We start from the raw sequence: 17,056 nt of genomic DNA on the forward strand, positions 1-17,056 counted from the left end.
GCGCGTCTGCTATTATTAGCCGATAAGTGGGTAAAACACGGCATCATACCATTAAGAATCAAGAGGTTATTCAATTCATGGCACTCATAGGAATTTTCTTTGGCAGTGACACTGGCAATACCGAGAACATTGCCAAGACGATCCAACAGCAACTGGGAACCGACGTTGCCGAAGTTCATGACATCGCCAAAAGCAGCAAAGAAGATCTTGAAGCGTTCGATATTTTATTGCTCGGTATCCCTACCTGGTACTACGGGGAAGCGCAGTGCGACTGGGATGACTTTTTCCCTACGCTGGAAGAGATCGACTTCAGCGGTAAACTGGTTGCCTTGTTCGGCTGCGGCGATCAGGAAGACTATGCCGAGTACTTCTGTGACGCCATGGGCACCATCCGCGATATCATTGAACCGCATGGCGCGACGATTATTGGACACTGGCCGACGGAAGGGTATTACTTTGAAGCCTCTAAAGGTCTGGCTGATGACAACCACTTCATCGGTTTGGCCATCGACGAAGATCGTCAACCCGAACTGACCAGCGAGCGCGTTACAGCCTGGGTAAAACAGATCGGCGACGAACTGAATCTGAAAGAACTGGTAGGCTGAGCCGATTCTCTGGCTCTGATGACACTCTCGTCAGAGCCAGATTGATAGAAAAAACCTCTCATAAAAATTGATACATTTTTTTAACTTCTCCTTATAAGTATGTACAATACCCACATCGGTTCTGTGCGTTCATTGAACGTTCCTCATTTACCAACAATACATTGCATGGTACACCTGTAGTGTATGTGGAAATAATATTGTTAACATTCCATGGTTTTCATTTTGAATGCGCAGTTCTATAATTGGGACGTTATTACATTTTTTGAGCCGACCGATGACATAGGCTAGGTAGCCTCCATTGATAAGTAAGCAACAGGACTAAATCCGCATGACTGACAACAACATCGCATTAAAGAAGGCCGGCCTGAAAGTCACTCTTCCAAGACTGAAAATTCTGGAAGTGTTGCAGGATCCGGAGTGCCATCACGTCAGTGCGGAAGATTTATATAAGAAACTGATTGATATGGGTGAAGAGATTGGTCTAGCGACCGTCTACCGCGTACTGAATCAGTTTGATGATGCGGGGATCGTAACCCGTCATAATTTTGAAGGCGGTAAATCCGTTTTTGAACTGACGCAGCAGTATCATCATGACCATCTGATTTGTCTGGATTGTGGCAAAGTGATTGAATTCCGTGACGAATATATCGAAGCACGCCAACGCGAAATAGCGGAAAGACACGGTATCAAGTTGACCAACCACAGTTTGTATCTGTATGGCCATTGCAGTGAAGGGGATTGCCGTGAAGACGAAACCCTGCACGATGCAAGAAGATAAATCGACCGCATAAAAAATCGCCTGAAGCGATTTTCAGACCATTGACATAGCCTGTTATTAGGGAGAGCGTGGCGAGGGGTCGTAGCGGCGTAAGCCGCCGACAAATTTGCCAGGAGCAAATTTGAACAGCATTTATGCTGGCCCGCAGGGTGGGGCACAAGGATGTGTCCCATAATGGCCCCTCGGTACGGTAGGCCCGGGTATCTCAGGCTTACAGACGACTTTGTCAGCAACCTCTTTTCAACGTCGCTTGCGACGATCCGTAGGGTGACGGACTTCCTGTCCGTCATAAAATAAAACCGCCGAGGCGGTTTTATTTTTGTTTTACTCTGTAAGCCAATCCCGCTATCACCCCACCCAGGTATCCCGCAGGCCTACCGTGCGATTAAACACCAGATGCTGCGCGCTGGAATAAACCCGATCGGCGCAGAAGTAGCCTTCGCGCTCAAACTGATACGCTTTTTCCGCTTCCGCCTGCGCCAGACTCGCCTCAACGAATCCCTGCACCACTTTCAGCGATTCCGGGTTGATGGTTGACAGGAAATCATCCGCCGCCGCCGGATTGGCGACGCTAAACAGACGATCGTACAAGCGGAACTCCGCCGGCAACGCATGCGCTACGGACACCCAGTGAATCACGCCTTTTACCTTGCGGCCATCAGCCGGATCTTTACTTAAGGTATCCGGATCGTAGCGACAGTAGATGGCGGTGATGGCGCCCTGCTCGTCTTTATCAATATGTTCCGCTTTAATCACATAAGCGTTACGCAGACGAACCTCTTTACCCAGCACCAGACGCTTATACTGTTTATTGGCTTCCTCACGGAAATCAGCGCGATCGATATACACCTCGCGGCTGAATGCAACCTGACGGGATCCCATTTCCGGTTTATTCGGATGATTCGGCATCGTCACCCACTCTTCATGATCGGCGGGCAGGTTTTCAATCACCACCTTCACCGGGTCAAGAACCGCCATGGCGCGCGGCGCGTTTTCATTCAGATCGTCACGAATACAGGATTCCAGCGCGGCCATTTCAACGTTGTTATCCTGCTTGGTAATACCAATGCGAACGCAGAATTCACGGATAGACGCGGCGCTGTAACCGCGACGACGCAAACCGGAAATGGTCGGCATCCGCGGATCGTCCCACCCCTCGACAATCTTCTCGGTTACCAGTTGGTTCAGCTTACGCTTGGACATAATGGCGTATTCGAGATTAAGACGTGAGAACTCATACTGCCGCGGATGGCAAGGTATGGTGATGTTATCCAATACCCAATCATACAGACGGCGATTATCCTGAAACTCCAGCGTACACAAAGAGTGCGTCACGCCTTCCAGCGCATCGGAAATACAGTGGGTAAAATCATACATCGGATAGATGCACCACTTATTTCCCGTTTGGTGATGTTCGGCAAACTTAATCCGATACAAAACCGGATCGCGCATCACCATAAACGACGAGGCCATATCAATCTTGGCGCGCAGACAAGCCGTTCCCTCGGCGAAGCCGCCGTTACGCATTTTTTCAAACAGCGTCAGGTTTTCCTGCACGCTACGATCGCGGTACGGGCTATTTTTGCCCGGCGCCGTCAGCGTGCCGCGATATTCACGGATCTGCTCCGGCGTCAATTCATCAACGTAGGCCAGCCCTTTGCTAATCAGTTCAACCGCATACTGATGCAGTTGATCGAAATAATCGGAGGAATAACGAACCTCGCCGCTCCATGAGAACCCCAACCATTTAACGTCGCGTTTGATTGACTCAACGTATTCAATATCTTCTTTTACCGGATTGGTATCGTCAAAACGCAGGTTGCATTGCCCGTTGTAGTCCTGGGCAATGCCAAAGTTCAGACAGATGGATTTCGCATGCCCGATATGAAGATAGCCGTTAGGCTCCGGCGGAAAACGCGTCTGAATATGGTCATGCTTACCGGATGCCAGATCTTCATCAATAATCTGACGGATAAAGTTGGTTGGGCGGGCTTCAGCCTCACTCATGCTTGCTTCCTCAATGCTAAAACGACATATAACCGCCAATGATCCAACAAGCTACGCCGGGAAACAACCGTTAGTTTCATTAAAAAACAAAAACGGGATGAGATAACGATCCCATCCCGCAAATTTCCTTTCCACCGCGTTAGCCGCGCGCGATGGAAAGCCTGAGCCAGCCTTACTCTGCGCTGACTTTCTTCAGCGCGGACGCTAGCGACTCAGCCTGAGTGCCGACCACAATCTGCACATTCTGCTTATTCAGCCGAATGACCCCCGCCGCGCCCAGTCGCTTGGCCAAGCCTTCATCAACCTGACCGGAGTCGACCACGTTCAACCGCAGGCGAGTGATACAGGCATCGATGCCCAGCAGATTGTCTTTACCGCCCAGAGCCTGCAAATAGCCCCGGGCCAGCGTGAGGGCGTCGCCGGATGACGACGTGGCCGTTGCGGCATTCACATCATAGCCATCCGCTTCGCTGCCGCTTACCGCCAGTTCGCGTCCCGGGGTCAGCAAATTGAAACGCGTGATGGTGAAGCGAAACGCCAAATAGTAAACGACGAAGAACGCCAAACCCTGCGGTATCAGCATATACCACTGCGTTGCCAGCGGATTACGCGACGACAGCATCATATCCACCAGTCCGGCGCTGAAGCCGAAACCGGCAATCCAATGCATGCTGGCCGCAATAAACACCGATAGCCCGGTGAGCAACGCGTGCAGGACATAGAGCACCGGCGCCACAAACATAAAGGAGAACTCCAGCGGCTCAGTGATGCCGGTAAAGAATGAAGCAAAAGCCGCGGCAATCATAATCCCGGCGACCTTGCTTTTGTTTTCCGGGCGCGAACAGTGATAAATGGCCAACGCCGCCCCCGGTAGACCAAACATCATAATCGGGAAGAACCCGGCCTGATAACGACCGGTAATGCCGACCACGGCTTTACCGGCTTCGATAGACTGCTGCCCGGCCAGGAAATTAGGAATATCGTTGATTCCGGCGACATCAAACCAGAACACCGAGTTCAGCGCATGATGCAGACCGACAGGGATCAACAAGCGGTTGAAGAACGCATAAACCCCGGCGCCCACTGAGCCTAGCTGCTGAATAGACTCACCAAAAGCGACCAGTGCGTTATAAATAACCGGCCACACATACATCAGAATGAACGCAACCAGGATCATCAGGAACGAGGTAAGAATAGGCACCAGGCGGCGTCCGCTAAAAAACGACAGCGCTTTCGGCAACTCAACCTGGCTAAAACGGTTATACAGCTCTGCGGAAATAACCCCGACCAAAATACCGATAAACTGGTTTTCGATCTTACCAAACGCGGCAGGCACCTGATCCAGTGGAATTTTTTGAATCATCGCCACCGCCGCCGGCGAGCAGAGCGTGGTCAGAACCAGGTATCCGACAAAACCGGTTAATGCCGCGGCGCCGTCTTTATCTTTCGACATGCCATAGGCGACCCCCACTGCAAACAGCACCGCCATATGTTCAATAATGGCGGCGCCTGATTTAATAAATAGCGCGGCCAACGCATTTTCACTCCCCCAGCCGATCGGATCGATCCAGTAGCCGACCCCCATCAGGATGGCGGCAGCGGGCAGCGTGGCGACGGGCACCATCAACGCCCGACCTATTTTTTGTAAATAGCTAAGAATACTCACCTTTTCCTCTCTTTCCCTTATGGGACCCAAAACTGCCAGTCATACGTGCTCACTGCCGGGTAAAACCACTGTGGGTGGCTTTGGCATGGAGTGTAAGAAAAATATTTCGCTACGCAAATTAAACCCTAACATTATGTGATATCAATCACTAAAAAACCGCATATGAAAATTTTATATCTGAATAAAACCCCAACTTATTTCAAGATAAAAAAAAACAGGCTACACTGGCGCTCCGTTCTATTTCAGTATCGAAACGCGCCAATCGCACGATTTAGCCCGATACTTAATTTTACCGCTATCGAATAATCAGGAGACCACTGATGAGATTGATTCCTCTAACCACCCCGACGGAAGTCGGTAAATGGGCCGCCCGTTATATCGCCCGAAAAATTAACGACTTCAACCCCAGCGCCACCCGTCCTTTTGTCCTCGGTCTTCCCACCGGCAGTTCGCCGCTGGAAGCGTATAAGGCGCTGGTCGCGCTGCATAAAGCCGGACAGGTGAGCTTTAAGCATGTAGTGACCTTCAATATGGATGAATATGTCGGCCTGCCCAGCGATCACCCTGAAAGCTACCGCAGCTTTATGCATCAGAATTTTTTCAATCACGTTGATATTCCGCAGGAAAACATTAACCTGTTGAATGGCAACGCGGAGGACATTGCAGCGGAGTGTCGCCGCTACGAAGAGAAAATCCAGTCTTACGGTAAGATCCATCTGTTCATGGGGGGGGTTGGAAATGACGGACATATTGCCTTCAATGAACCTGCATCTTCTTTAGCTTCCCGGACTCGTATCAAAACCCTGACGGAAGAGACTCGCCTCGCCAACTCGCGTTTCTTTGGCGGCGACGTTAATCTGGTGCCTAAATTTGCCCTGACGGTTGGCGTTGGTACGCTGCTGGATGCCGAAGAAGTGATGATCCTGGTCACCGGACGCAACAAAGCACAGGCATTGCAGGCGGCGGTAGAAGGAAATGTGAACCATATGTGGACCATCAGTTGCCTGCAACTTCATGCTAAAGCCGTGATGGTATGCGACGAGCCTTCCACCATGGAGCTGAAAGTCAAAACCGTTAAATATTTCCGTGAGTTAGAAACGGAAAATATGAAAAATCTTTAATCTGTAGCCGGGAGTTGATGATGTACGCTTTAACAAATGGCCGGATCTACACCGGCCACCAGGTGCTTGATAATCATGCCGTGGTGATTGCCGATGGTCTGATAGAAAATGTTTGCCCCATTAGCGACCTGCCGGCCGGGCTGGAAAAACATGACCTCGGCGGGGCGCTGCTCGCTCCCGGATTTATTGATTTACAGCTGAACGGCTGCGGTGGCGTTCAGTTCAATGACTCGCTGGAATCCATTTCAGTCCAGACGCTGGAAACCATGCATCAGGCTAATCTGAAGTCGGGATGCACCAGTTTTTTACCTACGCTGATTACCTCCAGCGACGAATTTATGAAACATAGCGTGGAAGTCATGCGCGCCTATCTGGCGCAGAACCAGCATCAGGCGCTGGGTCTGCACCTCGAAGGGCCTTGGTTGAACGTGATAAAAAAAGGCACGCATAATGCGGCGTTTATTCGTCAACCGACAGCGGAGCTGGTGGACTTTCTGTGCAAAAACGCCGATGTCGTCAGCAAAATCACGCTCGCCCCGGAAAAAGTGTCATCCGTGGTGATCCGTCAGTTGGTCGAGGCCGGCATCGTGGTGTCCGCCGGACACTCCAACGCCACCTGGAAACAGGCCAAACAAGGCTTTGCCGCCGGCATCCGTTTTGCCACCCACCTGTTTAATGCCATGCCTTACCTGACCGGCCGCGAGCCAGGCCTGGTCGGCGCGGTGTATGATGCGCCGGAAATCTACTGCGGTATTATTGCCGATGGTTTACACGTTGACTGGGCCAATCTCCGTATCAGCAAACGGATCAAAGGTGAAAAACTGGTTCTGGTGACTGACGCAACCGCGCCGGCCGGCGCGGATATTGACCAGTTCATTTTTGCCGGTAAAACCATATACTATCGCGACGGCCTGTGCGTGGATGAGAACGGCACACTCAGCGGTTCTGCCCTCACGATGATAGAAGCGGTACGCAATTGTGTGGAACAGGCAGGTATCCCGCTTGATGAAGCGCTCAGAATGGCAACGCTTTATCCGGCGCGGGCCATCGGCACAGACAAACGGCTGGGCAGCATTGAAAGCGGTAAAGTGGCTAATTTGACCGTATTTGATCGTAATTATCACATTCTCAAAACTTTTGTTGGCGGCAACGACATGTTAACGGCGACAAAGAATTGACCACAGACGAGTGACTTTTTAATGACCACAGGCGGACAAGCTCAGATAGGGAATGTTGATCTGGTTAAACAATTGAACAGTGCGGTCGTGTATCGTCTGATTGATCAACAAGGCCCCATTTCACGGATACAGATTGCGGAACAGAGCCAGCTTGCTCCCGCCAGCGTCACTAAAATCACCCGTCAACTGCTGGAGCGCGGGTTAATCAAAGAGGTTGACCAACAGGCTTCAACCGGCGGCAGACGCGCTATTTCCATTGTTACCGAAACGCGTTCGTTTCATACCATTGCCGTTCGTCTCGGGCGCTATGACGCCACCATCGCGCTATACGATTTGCAGGGAAAAGCCTTGGGCGAAGCGCACTACAACCTGCCGGAGAAAACCCAGGAAACGCTGGAAACCGCCCTGTTTAAAGCCATCAGTCATTTTATTGAGCACTATCGGCACCGTATCCGTGAATTGATCGCCATTGCCGTGGCTTTGCCTGGCCTGGTCGATCCCCTTGCCGGCGTGGTCCGTTATATGCCGCATATCGACGTCAACGACTGGCCGCTGGTCGACCATATTCAGCGCCGTTTCCATGTGACCAGCTTTGTCGGGCATGATATTCGCAGTCTGGCGCTGGCTGAACATTACTTCGGGGTAACGCACGACTCGCTGGATTCGATTCTGGTGCGCGTTCACCGCGGCACCGGCGCCGGTATTCTGGTTAACGGACAGATATTTCTCGGCAATAACGGCAACGTCGGGGAAATCGGACATATTCAGATTGATCCGCTGGGGGAACGATGCCACTGCGGCAATTTTGGCTGTCTGGAAACGGTGGTGGCCAATGCGGCTATCGAACAGCGGGTGCAACACTTATTGCAACAAGGTTATCCAAGTAAGATAACCGAAGATAACTGTACGATTTCAACGATATGCAAAGCCGCCAACCGGGGCGATATGCTCGCATGCGAAGTCATTGAACATGTCGGGCAATATCTGGGTAAAGCCGTATCGATCGCCATTAATCTCTTCAATCCGCAAAAGGTGGTGATTGCCGGTGAAATCACCGCGGCCGAAAAAATCCTGTTGCCCGCCATTCAGCGCTGCATCAATGCCCAGGTGCTGAAGGACTTTCGTAACAACCTGCCCGTGGAAGTCTCCAGCCTGAACCACCTCTCGGCGATTGGCGCCTTTGCGTTGGTAAAACGCGCCATGTTGAATGGCGTTTTGTTGCAACATCTGCTGGAAACGCAGTGATATCGGATTAATGCGCTAATGTCGGATTATCAAATCACTAAAAATCCGACCATTCCACTCGATTAATTTGTCGATTATTCATCAAAATGCCATATAAATTATTCAAACATCATCAATATGGCTTTTTTCATTAGATGATATTGAATTCTTATGGCATTTTGATGCTAAATCATTGTCACTGACACGGCATTTGTAATCATGATGCAGAAAAAACGGAAGGCGATGTCGCTATCCGTGAATGACATCTGATTAATCTAAAACATCTAGGGAGTCATCCATGTGTTCTATCTTCGGTGTGCTTGATCTTAAGACCGATCCTGTTGAAATGCGTAAAAAAGCGCTGGAGTTATCACGCTTGATGCGCCACCGCGGGCCTGACTGGTCCGGTGTTTATGCCAGCGATAAAGCGATTCTGGCCCATGAGCGTCTGTCTATCGTCGACGTGAATACCGGCGCTCAGCCGTTATACAACGCGGCGCGTACCCATGTTCTGGCGGTTAACGGCGAAATTTATAACCATCAGGCATTGCGTCAGCAATATGGCGACCGCTATGCGTTCCAGACCGGCTCCGATTGCGAAGTTATCCTGGCCTTGTATCAGGAAAAAGGCCCGGAATTCCTGGATGACCTGCGCGGCATGTTTGCTTTCGCGCTCTACGACAGTGAAAAAGACGCTTACCTGATCGGCCGCGATCACTTAGGCATCATCCCGTTGTACATGGGTTACGATGAGCACGGCAACTTCTACGTGGCTTCAGAAATGAAAGCGCTGGTTCCGGTATGCCGCACGATTAAAGAGTTCCCGGCCGGCAGCTATCTGTGGAGCAAGGACGGAGAAATCCGTGAATACTATCACCGTGACTGGTTCGATTATGAAAATGTAAAAGATAACGAAACCGACGCCTATGCCCTGCGTGACGCGCTGGAAGAAGCGGTAAAAAGCCACCTGATGTCCGATGTGCCTTACGGCGTACTGCTCTCTGGCGGTCTGGATTCCTCGGTTATCTCCGCGATCACCAAAAAATACGCCGCACGCCGTGTTGAAGACGACGAGCGCAGCGAAGCCTGGTGGCCTCAGTTGCACTCTTTCGCCGTCGGCCTGGAAGGCGCCCCGGATTTAAAAGCGGCGCAGGAGGTGGCTAACCATCTGGGCACCGTCCACCATGAAATTCACTTTACGGTACAGGAAGGATTGGATGCGATTCGCGATGTGATTTATCACATTGAAACCTATGACGTGACCACTATCCGCGCCTCGACGCCGATGTATCTGATGTCTCGTAAAATCAAAGCGATGGGCATCAAGATGGTGCTGTCCGGCGAAGGCTCCGATGAAGTGTTCGGCGGCTATCTGTATTTCCACAAAGCGCCAAACGCCAAAGAGCTGCACGAAGAAACCGTGCGCAAATTGCTGGCGCTGCACCAGTACGACTGCGCTCGCGCCAACAAAGCGATGTCGGCCTGGGGCGTGGAAGCGCGTGTGCCTTTCCTGGATAAAAACTTCCTTGATGTGGCGATGCGCATCAACCCGCGCGACAAAATGTGCGGCAACGGCAAGATGGAAAAACACATCCTGCGCGAATGCTTTGAATCATACTTGCCGCACAGCGTCGCATGGCGTCAGAAAGAGCAATTCTCCGACGGCGTCGGCTATAGCTGGATTGATACGCTGAAAGAGGTTGCCGCTCAACAAGTTAGCGACCAACAGTTGGAAACCGCGCACTTCCGTTTCCCGTACAACACGCCGACCTCCAAAGAAGGCTATTTGTACCGTGAAATCTTTGAAGAGCTGTTCCCGGTGCCGAGCGCCGCAGAATGCGTGCCTGGCGGCCCATCGGTTGCCTGTTCTTCGGCGAAAGCCATTGAATGGGATGAATCCTTCAAAAAGATGGACGATCCGTCGGGTCGTTCGGTTGGCGTGCACCAGTCCGCATACTAATCCCGGTTTTGTTTTTCGTTATGCAACGGGCCTCGCAGGCCCGTTTTCGCTGTTTGATAGATTGGAAAAGCGGGCTTTTTGACGCTTTTCTCACCAGACTGTTCACAACCCAAACAAACGGCGGCAGGGAAGTCATTTTCGGGAAAAAATTTGTTGACGCAATTAGGCCAACTACGCATAATGCGCCCCGCAACGCCGATGAAGGTGACGCGGAAAAGATGGCTACGTAGCTCAGCTGGTTAGAGCACAGCACTCATAATGCTGGGGTCACAGGTTCGATTCCCGTCGTAGCCACCATCTTTTGCGGGAGTGGCGAAATTGGTAGACGCACCAGATTTAGGTTCTGGCGCCGCAAGGTGTGCGAGTTCAAGTCTCGCCTCCCGCACCATTACTTTCACGGCTTGAGATTATTTTTTAAGCATGAATCCTGTATTGGGGTATCGCCAAGCGGTAAGGCACTGGTTTTTGATACCAGCATTCCCAGGTTCGAATCCTGGTACCCCAGCCATATTTAAGCGGGTAATGCTGAAAAAGTAATTGCACAATTGGGGTATCGCCAAGCGGTAAGGCACTGGTTTTTGATACCAGCATTCCCTGGTTCGAATCCAGGTACCCCAGCCATCTATTTGATGTTTAAAGATTTTTGTTGTAATATAACAAAAATGGCAGTACGATTTGGCTACGTAGCTCAGCTGGTTAGAGCACAGCACTCATAATGCTGGGGTCACAGGTTCGATTCCCGTCGTAGCCACCACATTTTTGGGGTATCGCCAAGCGGTAAGGCACCGGATTCTGATTCCGGCATTCCCAGGTTCGAATCCTGGTACCCCAGCCAAATAGAGAAGCCCGCTAACGCGGGCTTTTTTATATCCGAATATCGGCTGACTCTTGTACGACCTTCCTCTTTCTGGTTGCAGCGACGTTGGCCGCGCTTGAAATCTCCCCGGTATCACGCCGTGCGACACGGCGCGGCAACAGAGACGTCATCAAACCCCGATGGCATATTTCAGCGCCTGCTGCTTTAATTTTCCGGCCCGCTGCGCGGCCATCAAGGCCAGATTGCGGATCAGGCTCACCGGCGGCAACGCATTACTGAAAGCGTAGTAAAACAAGTCCATCCCGCTTTGCATCAGCAGATTATCAGGCATGCGACGACACTGGTAACGACGTAATACAGACTCTGAATGCCAGCTCTCGCCGGCATCCCGGGCATTGTTCAGCACATCCAGCAAAGCTTCCACATCCCGGTAGCCGAGATTCACCCCCTGCCCCGCCAGCGGATTGATCGTATGGGCCGCATCCCCCAGCAATGCCACCCCCTGCTGAACATACCGTTGCGCATGACGCCGCACCAGCGGAAACGAACCGGCAGACAGCGATTTAACCGCTCCCAGACGCGCCGGGAAGGCAGCCGCAATCTCTTTGTCCAACTGTGTTAACGGCATAGCCTGGAGCTGACGGATCTTCTGAGGGCTGTCATACCATACCAGCGATCCCCAGCGGTCAAACAGCGGCAAAAACGCACGCGGGCCGGCCGGCGTAAATTGTTGCCAGGTAACATCCTGCTGCGGCGATGGCATCTCAACGCTTATCAACATACAGGACTGACGATATTGCCAACCCCGGATGCCGATCCCCGCCTGACGCCGTACCTGGGAATTAGCCCCGTCAGCGCCGATCACCAGTTGCGCCGTCAGGCGCTGCCCATCATCAAGCTGAACGCTCCAGCCTTCTTCCGTCTGTCGCAGGCTTTTCAAATTGGCCGGACAATAGCATTGGCACTGTTCCACTTCACGCAGACATGACCAGAGCGCCAGTTGCAATACCCGGTTCTCAACCATAAAACCCAGCTCGGGCAAAGGGATATCCGCCGCGTCAAACACCACGCGGGCATTATCCCATTCCCAGGTTTCCAAACGGCGATAGGGCGCGCTACGCATCTGCTGAACCCGTTGCCAGGCGCCCAATTGCTTTAACAGGGCGACGGACGCATACCCGATCGCCGAAATGCGCAGGTCAGGCGGACTGGCCGCATCAAACGGCGCAGGCTGTTCATGTTCAATCACGGCCACCCGAAACCCGTTCCGGGCCAGCCCCAGTGCCGCAGCGGCCCCCACCATGCCGCCCCCGACGACGATCACATCATAATGCATTCTGGTTTTGTCCCTATCCGGCTATGCTTATCAACAGCGATAAAAACAGTGTACTGGATTTCAACCGACTATTTCACCCAAGCCGGGTTTAATAAATGCGAAGGCGTTTATAAAAACGTAAAGTTTGTGGACGCTGGTCACCACGGCGGCAAAAGATTACAATACGCGCCCCGAGTAAAGGGAAAGCTTTCTTACCCGCACTGAGTAATGGCAAGTCGATGACAAAAAAACTGCATATTAAAACCTGGGGCTGTCAGATGAATGAATACGATTCATCCAAGATGGCTGACTTACTGGGAAGTACGCACGGTTATGAACTAACCGAGGTCGCGGAAGAGGCCGATGTTTTGCTGCTGAATACCTGTTCTATCCGTGAAAAAGCGCAGGAGAAGGTCTTCCATCAACTTGGCCGCTGGAAAGCGCTGAAAGATATCAACCCGAATCTGATTATCGGCGTCGGTGGCTGTGTGGCTTCACAGGAAGGCGCGCACATCCGCGAACGCGCGCACTATGTCGATGTGATTTTCGGCCCTCAGACATTACACCGTCTGCCGGAAATGATTAATCACGTCCAGGGCACCCGCAGCCCGGTCGTGGACATCAGCTTCCCTGAAATTGAGAAGTTTGACCGCCTGCCGGAGCCGAAAGCCGAAGGCCCGACGGCGTTCGTCTCCATTATGGAAGGCTGTAATAAATACTGTACCTTCTGCGTTGTGCCCTATACGCGCGGCGAAGAAGTCAGCCGCCCGTGCGATGACGTGCTGTTTGAAATCGCGCAATTGGCGGAACAAGGCGTACGCGAAGTGAACCTGCTGGGGCAGAACGTCAACGCTTACCGCGGCGCCACCTACAACGGCGACATCTGTTCATTCGCGGAACTGCTGCGTCTGGTGGCGGCCATTGACGGTATCGACCGCATTCGTTTCACCACCAGTCACCCGATTGAATTTACCGACGACATCATCAGCGTTTACGAAGATACGCCGGAACTGGTGAGCTTCCTGCACTTGCCGGTGCAAAGCGGCTCCGATCGCGTGTTGACCATGATGAAACGTCGTCATACCGCGCTCGAATACAAGTCGATTATCCGCAAGCTGCACAACGCGCGCCCCGGAATTCAGATAAGCTCTGACTTTATTATCGGTTTCCCCGGCGAAACCCAGGCCGACTTTGAACAAACCATGAAGCTGATTGCCGATGTGAATTTCGACATGAGCTTTAGCTTTATTTATTCCGCGCGCCCGGGCACGCCGGCGGCGGACATGGTCGACGATGTTCCTGAAGAAGAGAAAAAACAGCGTCTGTACATCCTGCAAGAGCGTATCAGCCAGCAGGCAATGCAATACAGCCGTCGTATGCAGGGAACCATTCAGCGTATTCTGGTGGAAGGCACATCGCGTAAGAGCGTGATGGAGCTGTCCGGCCGCACGGAGAACAACCGCGTGGTCAACTTTGAAGGCACGCCCGACATGATCGGTAAATTCGTCGATGTGGAAATCGTTGACGTTTACCCCAACTCATTACGCGGTATCGTGGTGCGTACCGAAGACCAGATGAATCTACGCGTTCATGAGTCCCCTTCCGACGTCATCGCGCGTACCCGTAAAGAGAACGAAATCGGGGTTGGCATCTACCAGCCTTAATTGACGTCACACCGGACGACATCTTGATTATGGGTGGCATTGCCACCCTTTTTTTGCGAATAGCTACCCCAATATCGGTATTGCGACTTGCGCCAATTGTCATTAGCGATAAATAATTCATGAATATGGCGCATAAAAAATCGCGCAATCCGATACCGGTCTGATAACCCCAAGAGGAATAATTTGAACCTAACGACAAAAGAAATTGCCCTTGAACCCGCAGACAACCATCGTCTGCTCAGCCTCTGCGGCCCGTTTGACGACAACATAAAACAACTGGAGCGCCGTTTAGGCATCGAAATCAACCGGCGGGATAATACATTCAAGCTGTCAGGCAAAGCGCTTTGCGTCGAGGCCGCCGCCGATATCCTGCAACGTCTGTATGTTGATACCGCGCCGGTACGCGGCGCGATTGGCGACATTGAACCCGAGCAAATTCACCTCGCGATTAAAGAATCGCGCGTGCTGGAACAATCGGCCGAAAGCGTGCCGGATTACGGTAAGGCGATTAACATCCGTACCAAACGTGGCGTGATTAAACCGCGTACGCCCAATCAGGCGCAATATATTGCCAATGTGCTCGACCACGACATTACCTTTGGCGTAGGCCCGGCGGGTACGGGGAAAACCTATCTGGCCGTGGCGGCGGCGGTTGATGCGCTTGAACGTCAGGAAATACGCCGTATTTTGCTGACGCGTCCCGCCGTTGAAGCCGGGGAAAAGCTGGGGTTTCTGCCCGGCGATCTGAGCCAGAAGGTCGATCCTTATCTGCGTCCGCTGTATGACGCGCTGTTTGAAATGTTGGGGTTCGAGCGGGTCGAAAAGCTGATCGAACGTAATGTGATCGAAGTCGCGCCCCTGGCTTACATGCGTGGCCGTACCTTGAACGATGCATTTATTATTCTGGATGAAAGCCAGAATACCAGCATTGAACAAATGAAAATGTTCCTGACCCGCATCGGTTTTAACTCCAAAGCGGTGATCACCGGCGACGTCACGCAGATTGATTTGCCGCGTAACCAGAAATCGGGCCTGCGTCATGCCATTGAAGTGCTGGCCGAAGTCGAGGAAATCAGCTTTAACTTCTTCAACAGCGAAGATGTAGTGCGCCACCCGGTCGTCGCACAGATTGTCAATGCTTATGAAGCCTGGGAGCTTGCCGATCAGAAACGCAAAGATGCCCTGGCGGAACAGCGTAAGCGCGAAGCACAGGCGGCGTCAGAACAGGAACACAAATGAGTCAGGTCATTCTCGATTTACAAATCGCCAGCGAACCGCGTCAGGGATTACCTGACGAAAAGGATTTCCAACGCTGGCTGGAAGGGGTGTTGCCCCAGTTTCAGGCGGTTGCGGAGGTGACGATCCGTATCGTCGACGAAGCGGAAAGCCACCACCTGAATCACACCTATCGGGGTAAAGACAAGCCGACCAACGTGCTGTCCTTTCCGTTTGAGGCGCCGCCGGAAGTTGAACTGCCGCTGTTGGGCGATTTAATCATTTGTCGCCAGGTGGTTGAACAGGAAGCGGCTGAACAACAAAAGACGCTGGAGGAGCACTGGGCACATATGGTTGTCCATGGTAGTCTGCATCTGCTAGGTTATGATCATATCGAAGACGGCGAAGCGGAAGAAATGGAAGCGCTGGAAACGGAGATTATGCAGAGTATGGGGTATTCCGATCCCTATCTTGCAGAAAAAGATAACCTTGCCGAATACGAATAAATAGATAATTCTGTTTTTACCCAATAGCCATTTTCCACGTCAGTCAGGCTGCACCACGTTGATTTCCAACCTGCTGATAATTATTCATTAACATGAGTGATATTATTAAAACGCCATGAGCGACGACCATTCTCAAAACAGCGATAGCCCCAGTCCCAAGAAGGGTTTCTTTTCTCTTATTCTCAATCAGCTTTTTCATGGCGAACCCAAAGATCGTAACGATCTGCTGACGCTCATCCGTGATTCGGAACAGAACGAACTGATTGATCCGGAAACCCGCGATATGCTTGAAGGCGTAATGGATATCGCTGAACAGCGCGTGCGTGACATCATGATCCCACGTTCGCAGATGATTACCCTGAAACACAATCAAACGCTGGAAGAGTGCCTGGATGTCATTATCGAATCCGCGCATTCCCGTTTTCCGGTCATCAGCGAAGATAAAGATCATATCGAAGGCATTCTGATGGCCAAAGACTTGCTGCCTTTTATGCGCAGCAATTCTGAACCGTTCAGCATGGATAAAGTGCTCCGCTCCGCCGTAGTGGTGCCCGAGAGCAAGCGCGTTGACCGGATGCTGAACGAATTCCGCTCCCTGCGTTACCATATGGCCATCGTGATTGACGAATTTGGCGGCGTCTCCGGTCTGGTCACCATTGAAGACATTCTTGAATTGATCGTCGGTGAAATTGAAGACGAATACGACGACGAAGAAGACCGGGATATCCGTCAGCTTAACCGCCATACCTACACGGTGCGCGCGCTCACCGATATTGAAGACTTCAATGAGGCGTTCGGCACCCAGTTCAGCGACGAAGAGGTTGACACCATTGGCGGTTTAATCATGCAGTCTTTCGGGCATCTGCCCGCCCGTGGGGAAACCATTGAAATAGAAGGTTACCTATTTAAAGTCGCCATGGCCGACAGCCGCCGTATCATTCAGGTACACGTCAGGATCCCTGACCATTCGCCTCAACCGCATTTGGAAGACTGAATCAAC

13 protein-coding genes and 6 tRNA genes are annotated in these 17,056 nt (G+C 51.9%); 16 read left to right on the forward strand and 3 right to left on the reverse strand.

Features of this window, described 5'->3' with window-relative positions; all coding sequences use genetic code 11:
• Positions 1-77 precede the first annotated feature (77 nt).
• Positions 78-605 carry a flavodoxin FldA gene (gene fldA / locus JG725_RS07320; RefSeq protein ID WP_172289833.1) on the forward strand — a complete coding sequence of 176 codons (528 nt, stop codon included), beginning with the start codon at positions 78-80 and terminating at the stop codon, positions 603-605.
• 328 nt (positions 606-933) lie between these two features.
• Positions 934-1,383, forward strand: coding sequence for a ferric iron uptake transcriptional regulator (gene fur, locus JG725_RS07325; RefSeq protein WP_172289832.1), 450 nt, complete (start codon positions 934-936; stop codon positions 1,381-1,383).
• Positions 1,384-1,731: 348 nt separating this feature from the next.
• On the opposite strand, the gene glnS is transcribed toward fur, so the two are convergent.
• Complete coding sequence (gene glnS, locus JG725_RS07330) at positions 1,732-3,390, reverse strand: glutamine--tRNA ligase (protein WP_172289831.1); 1,659 nt, start codon at positions 3,388-3,390, stop codon at positions 1,732-1,734.
• A 172-nt stretch (positions 3,391-3,562) separates the two neighbouring features.
• A complete protein-coding gene (gene nagE, locus JG725_RS07335) occupies positions 3,563-5,056 on the reverse strand; it encodes an N-acetylglucosamine-specific PTS transporter subunit IIBC (RefSeq protein WP_172289830.1) in 1,494 nt (497 codons plus the stop codon).
• Positions 5,057-5,376: 320 nt separating this feature from the next.
• Here nagE and nagB point away from each other — a divergent pair, with 320 nt between their 5' ends.
• The 10 genes from nagB (at position 5,377) to JG725_RS07385 (ending at position 11,374) form a co-directional block, all read left to right on the forward strand.
• Entirely contained in the window at positions 5,377-6,177 is an 801-nt protein-coding gene (gene nagB / locus JG725_RS07340) for a glucosamine-6-phosphate deaminase (protein WP_172289829.1), read from the forward strand.
• Positions 6,178-6,197: 20 nt separating this feature from the next.
• On the forward strand, positions 6,198-7,355 hold the full coding sequence (gene nagA, locus JG725_RS07345) for an N-acetylglucosamine-6-phosphate deacetylase (protein ID WP_172289828.1): 1,158 nt from the start codon (positions 6,198-6,200) through the stop codon (positions 7,353-7,355).
• A 21-nt stretch (positions 7,356-7,376) separates the two neighbouring features.
• The gene (locus tag JG725_RS07350; protein WP_199377428.1) at positions 7,377-8,600 is read left to right on the forward strand and encodes an ROK family protein; all 1,224 of its coding nucleotides are present in this window, start codon (positions 7,377-7,379) and stop codon (positions 8,598-8,600) included.
• 277 nt (positions 8,601-8,877) lie between these two features.
• Positions 8,878-10,539 (forward strand): asparagine synthase B, encoded by a 1,662-nt coding sequence (asnB, locus tag JG725_RS07355; RefSeq protein ID WP_199377430.1) that lies wholly within the window; start codon positions 8,878-8,880, stop codon positions 10,537-10,539.
• A 220-nt stretch (positions 10,540-10,759) separates the two neighbouring features.
• Positions 10,760-10,836: transfer RNA gene (locus JG725_RS07360), tRNA-Met, on the forward strand.
• A gap of 6 nt (positions 10,837-10,842) precedes the next feature.
• Positions 10,843-10,927 (forward strand) — tRNA-Leu (locus tag JG725_RS07365).
• A gap of 45 nt (positions 10,928-10,972) precedes the next feature.
• Positions 10,973-11,047 (forward strand) — tRNA-Gln (locus JG725_RS07370).
• Between the two features lie 38 nt (positions 11,048-11,085).
• Positions 11,086-11,160, forward strand: a tRNA-Gln gene (locus tag JG725_RS07375).
• 56 nt (positions 11,161-11,216) lie between these two features.
• Positions 11,217-11,293: transfer RNA gene (locus JG725_RS07380), tRNA-Met, on the forward strand.
• A gap of 6 nt (positions 11,294-11,299) precedes the next feature.
• Positions 11,300-11,374, forward strand: a tRNA-Gln gene (locus tag JG725_RS07385).
• A 151-nt stretch (positions 11,375-11,525) separates the two neighbouring features.
• On the opposite strand, the gene ubiF is transcribed toward JG725_RS07385, so the two are convergent.
• Positions 11,526-12,692, reverse strand: coding sequence for a 3-demethoxyubiquinol 3-hydroxylase (ubiF, locus tag JG725_RS07390; RefSeq protein ID WP_199377432.1), 1,167 nt, complete (start codon positions 12,690-12,692; stop codon positions 11,526-11,528).
• A gap of 218 nt (positions 12,693-12,910) precedes the next feature.
• Here ubiF and miaB point away from each other — a divergent pair, with 218 nt between their 5' ends.
• The 4 genes from miaB to corC all read left to right on the forward strand — a co-directional run bounded on the left by miaB (position 12,911) and on the right by corC (position 17,050).
• Entirely contained in the window at positions 12,911-14,335 is a 1,425-nt protein-coding gene (gene miaB, locus JG725_RS07395; protein WP_199377434.1) for a tRNA (N6-isopentenyl adenosine(37)-C2)-methylthiotransferase MiaB, read from the forward strand.
• A gap of 183 nt (positions 14,336-14,518) precedes the next feature.
• Entirely contained in the window at positions 14,519-15,574 is a 1,056-nt protein-coding gene (locus JG725_RS07400) for a PhoH family protein (protein WP_172289823.1), read from the forward strand.
• The gene (ybeY, locus tag JG725_RS07405) at positions 15,571-16,056 is read left to right on the forward strand and encodes an rRNA maturation RNase YbeY (protein WP_172289822.1); all 486 of its coding nucleotides are present in this window, start codon (positions 15,571-15,573) and stop codon (positions 16,054-16,056) included. Before JG725_RS07400 ends, ybeY begins: the two co-directional genes overlap by 4 nt.
• A 115-nt stretch (positions 16,057-16,171) precedes the next feature.
• Entirely contained in the window at positions 16,172-17,050 is an 879-nt protein-coding gene (corC, locus tag JG725_RS07410; RefSeq protein ID WP_172289821.1) for a CNNM family magnesium/cobalt transport protein CorC, read from the forward strand.
• Positions 17,051-17,056 lie beyond the last annotated feature (6 nt).

Source organism: Brenneria sp. L3-3C-1, from assembly GCF_016456245.1.
Classification (GTDB): Bacteria; Pseudomonadota; Gammaproteobacteria; order Enterobacterales; family Enterobacteriaceae; genus Brenneria.

What these genes read in the sequence shown, in the direction of transcription:
- fur (WP_172289832.1), top strand. Translation starts at nt 934, where the DNA reads ATGACTGACAACAACATCGCATTAAAGAAGGCCGGCCTGAAAGTCACT.
- glnS (WP_172289831.1), bottom strand. Translation starts at nt 3,390, where the DNA reads ATGAGTGAGGCTGAAGCCCGCCCAACCAACTTTATCCGTCAGATTATT.
- miaB (WP_199377434.1), top strand. Translation starts at nt 12,911, where the DNA reads ATGACAAAAAAACTGCATATTAAAACCTGGGGCTGTCAGATGAATGAA.
- JG725_RS07350 (WP_199377428.1), top strand. Translation starts at nt 7,377, where the DNA reads ATGACCACAGGCGGACAAGCTCAGATAGGGAATGTTGATCTGGTTAAA.
- nagB (WP_172289829.1), top strand. Translation starts at nt 5,377, where the DNA reads ATGAGATTGATTCCTCTAACCACCCCGACGGAAGTCGGTAAATGGGCC.
- ybeY (WP_172289822.1), top strand. Translation starts at nt 15,571, where the DNA reads ATGAGTCAGGTCATTCTCGATTTACAAATCGCCAGCGAACCGCGTCAG.
- fldA (WP_172289833.1), top strand. Translation starts at nt 78, where the DNA reads ATGGCACTCATAGGAATTTTCTTTGGCAGTGACACTGGCAATACCGAG.
- asnB (WP_199377430.1), top strand. Translation starts at nt 8,878, where the DNA reads ATGTGTTCTATCTTCGGTGTGCTTGATCTTAAGACCGATCCTGTTGAA.
- nagA (WP_172289828.1), top strand. Translation starts at nt 6,198, where the DNA reads ATGTACGCTTTAACAAATGGCCGGATCTACACCGGCCACCAGGTGCTT.
- ubiF (WP_199377432.1), bottom strand. Translation starts at nt 12,692, where the DNA reads ATGCATTATGATGTGATCGTCGTCGGGGGCGGCATGGTGGGGGCCGCT.
- corC (WP_172289821.1), top strand. Translation starts at nt 16,172, where the DNA reads ATGAGCGACGACCATTCTCAAAACAGCGATAGCCCCAGTCCCAAGAAG.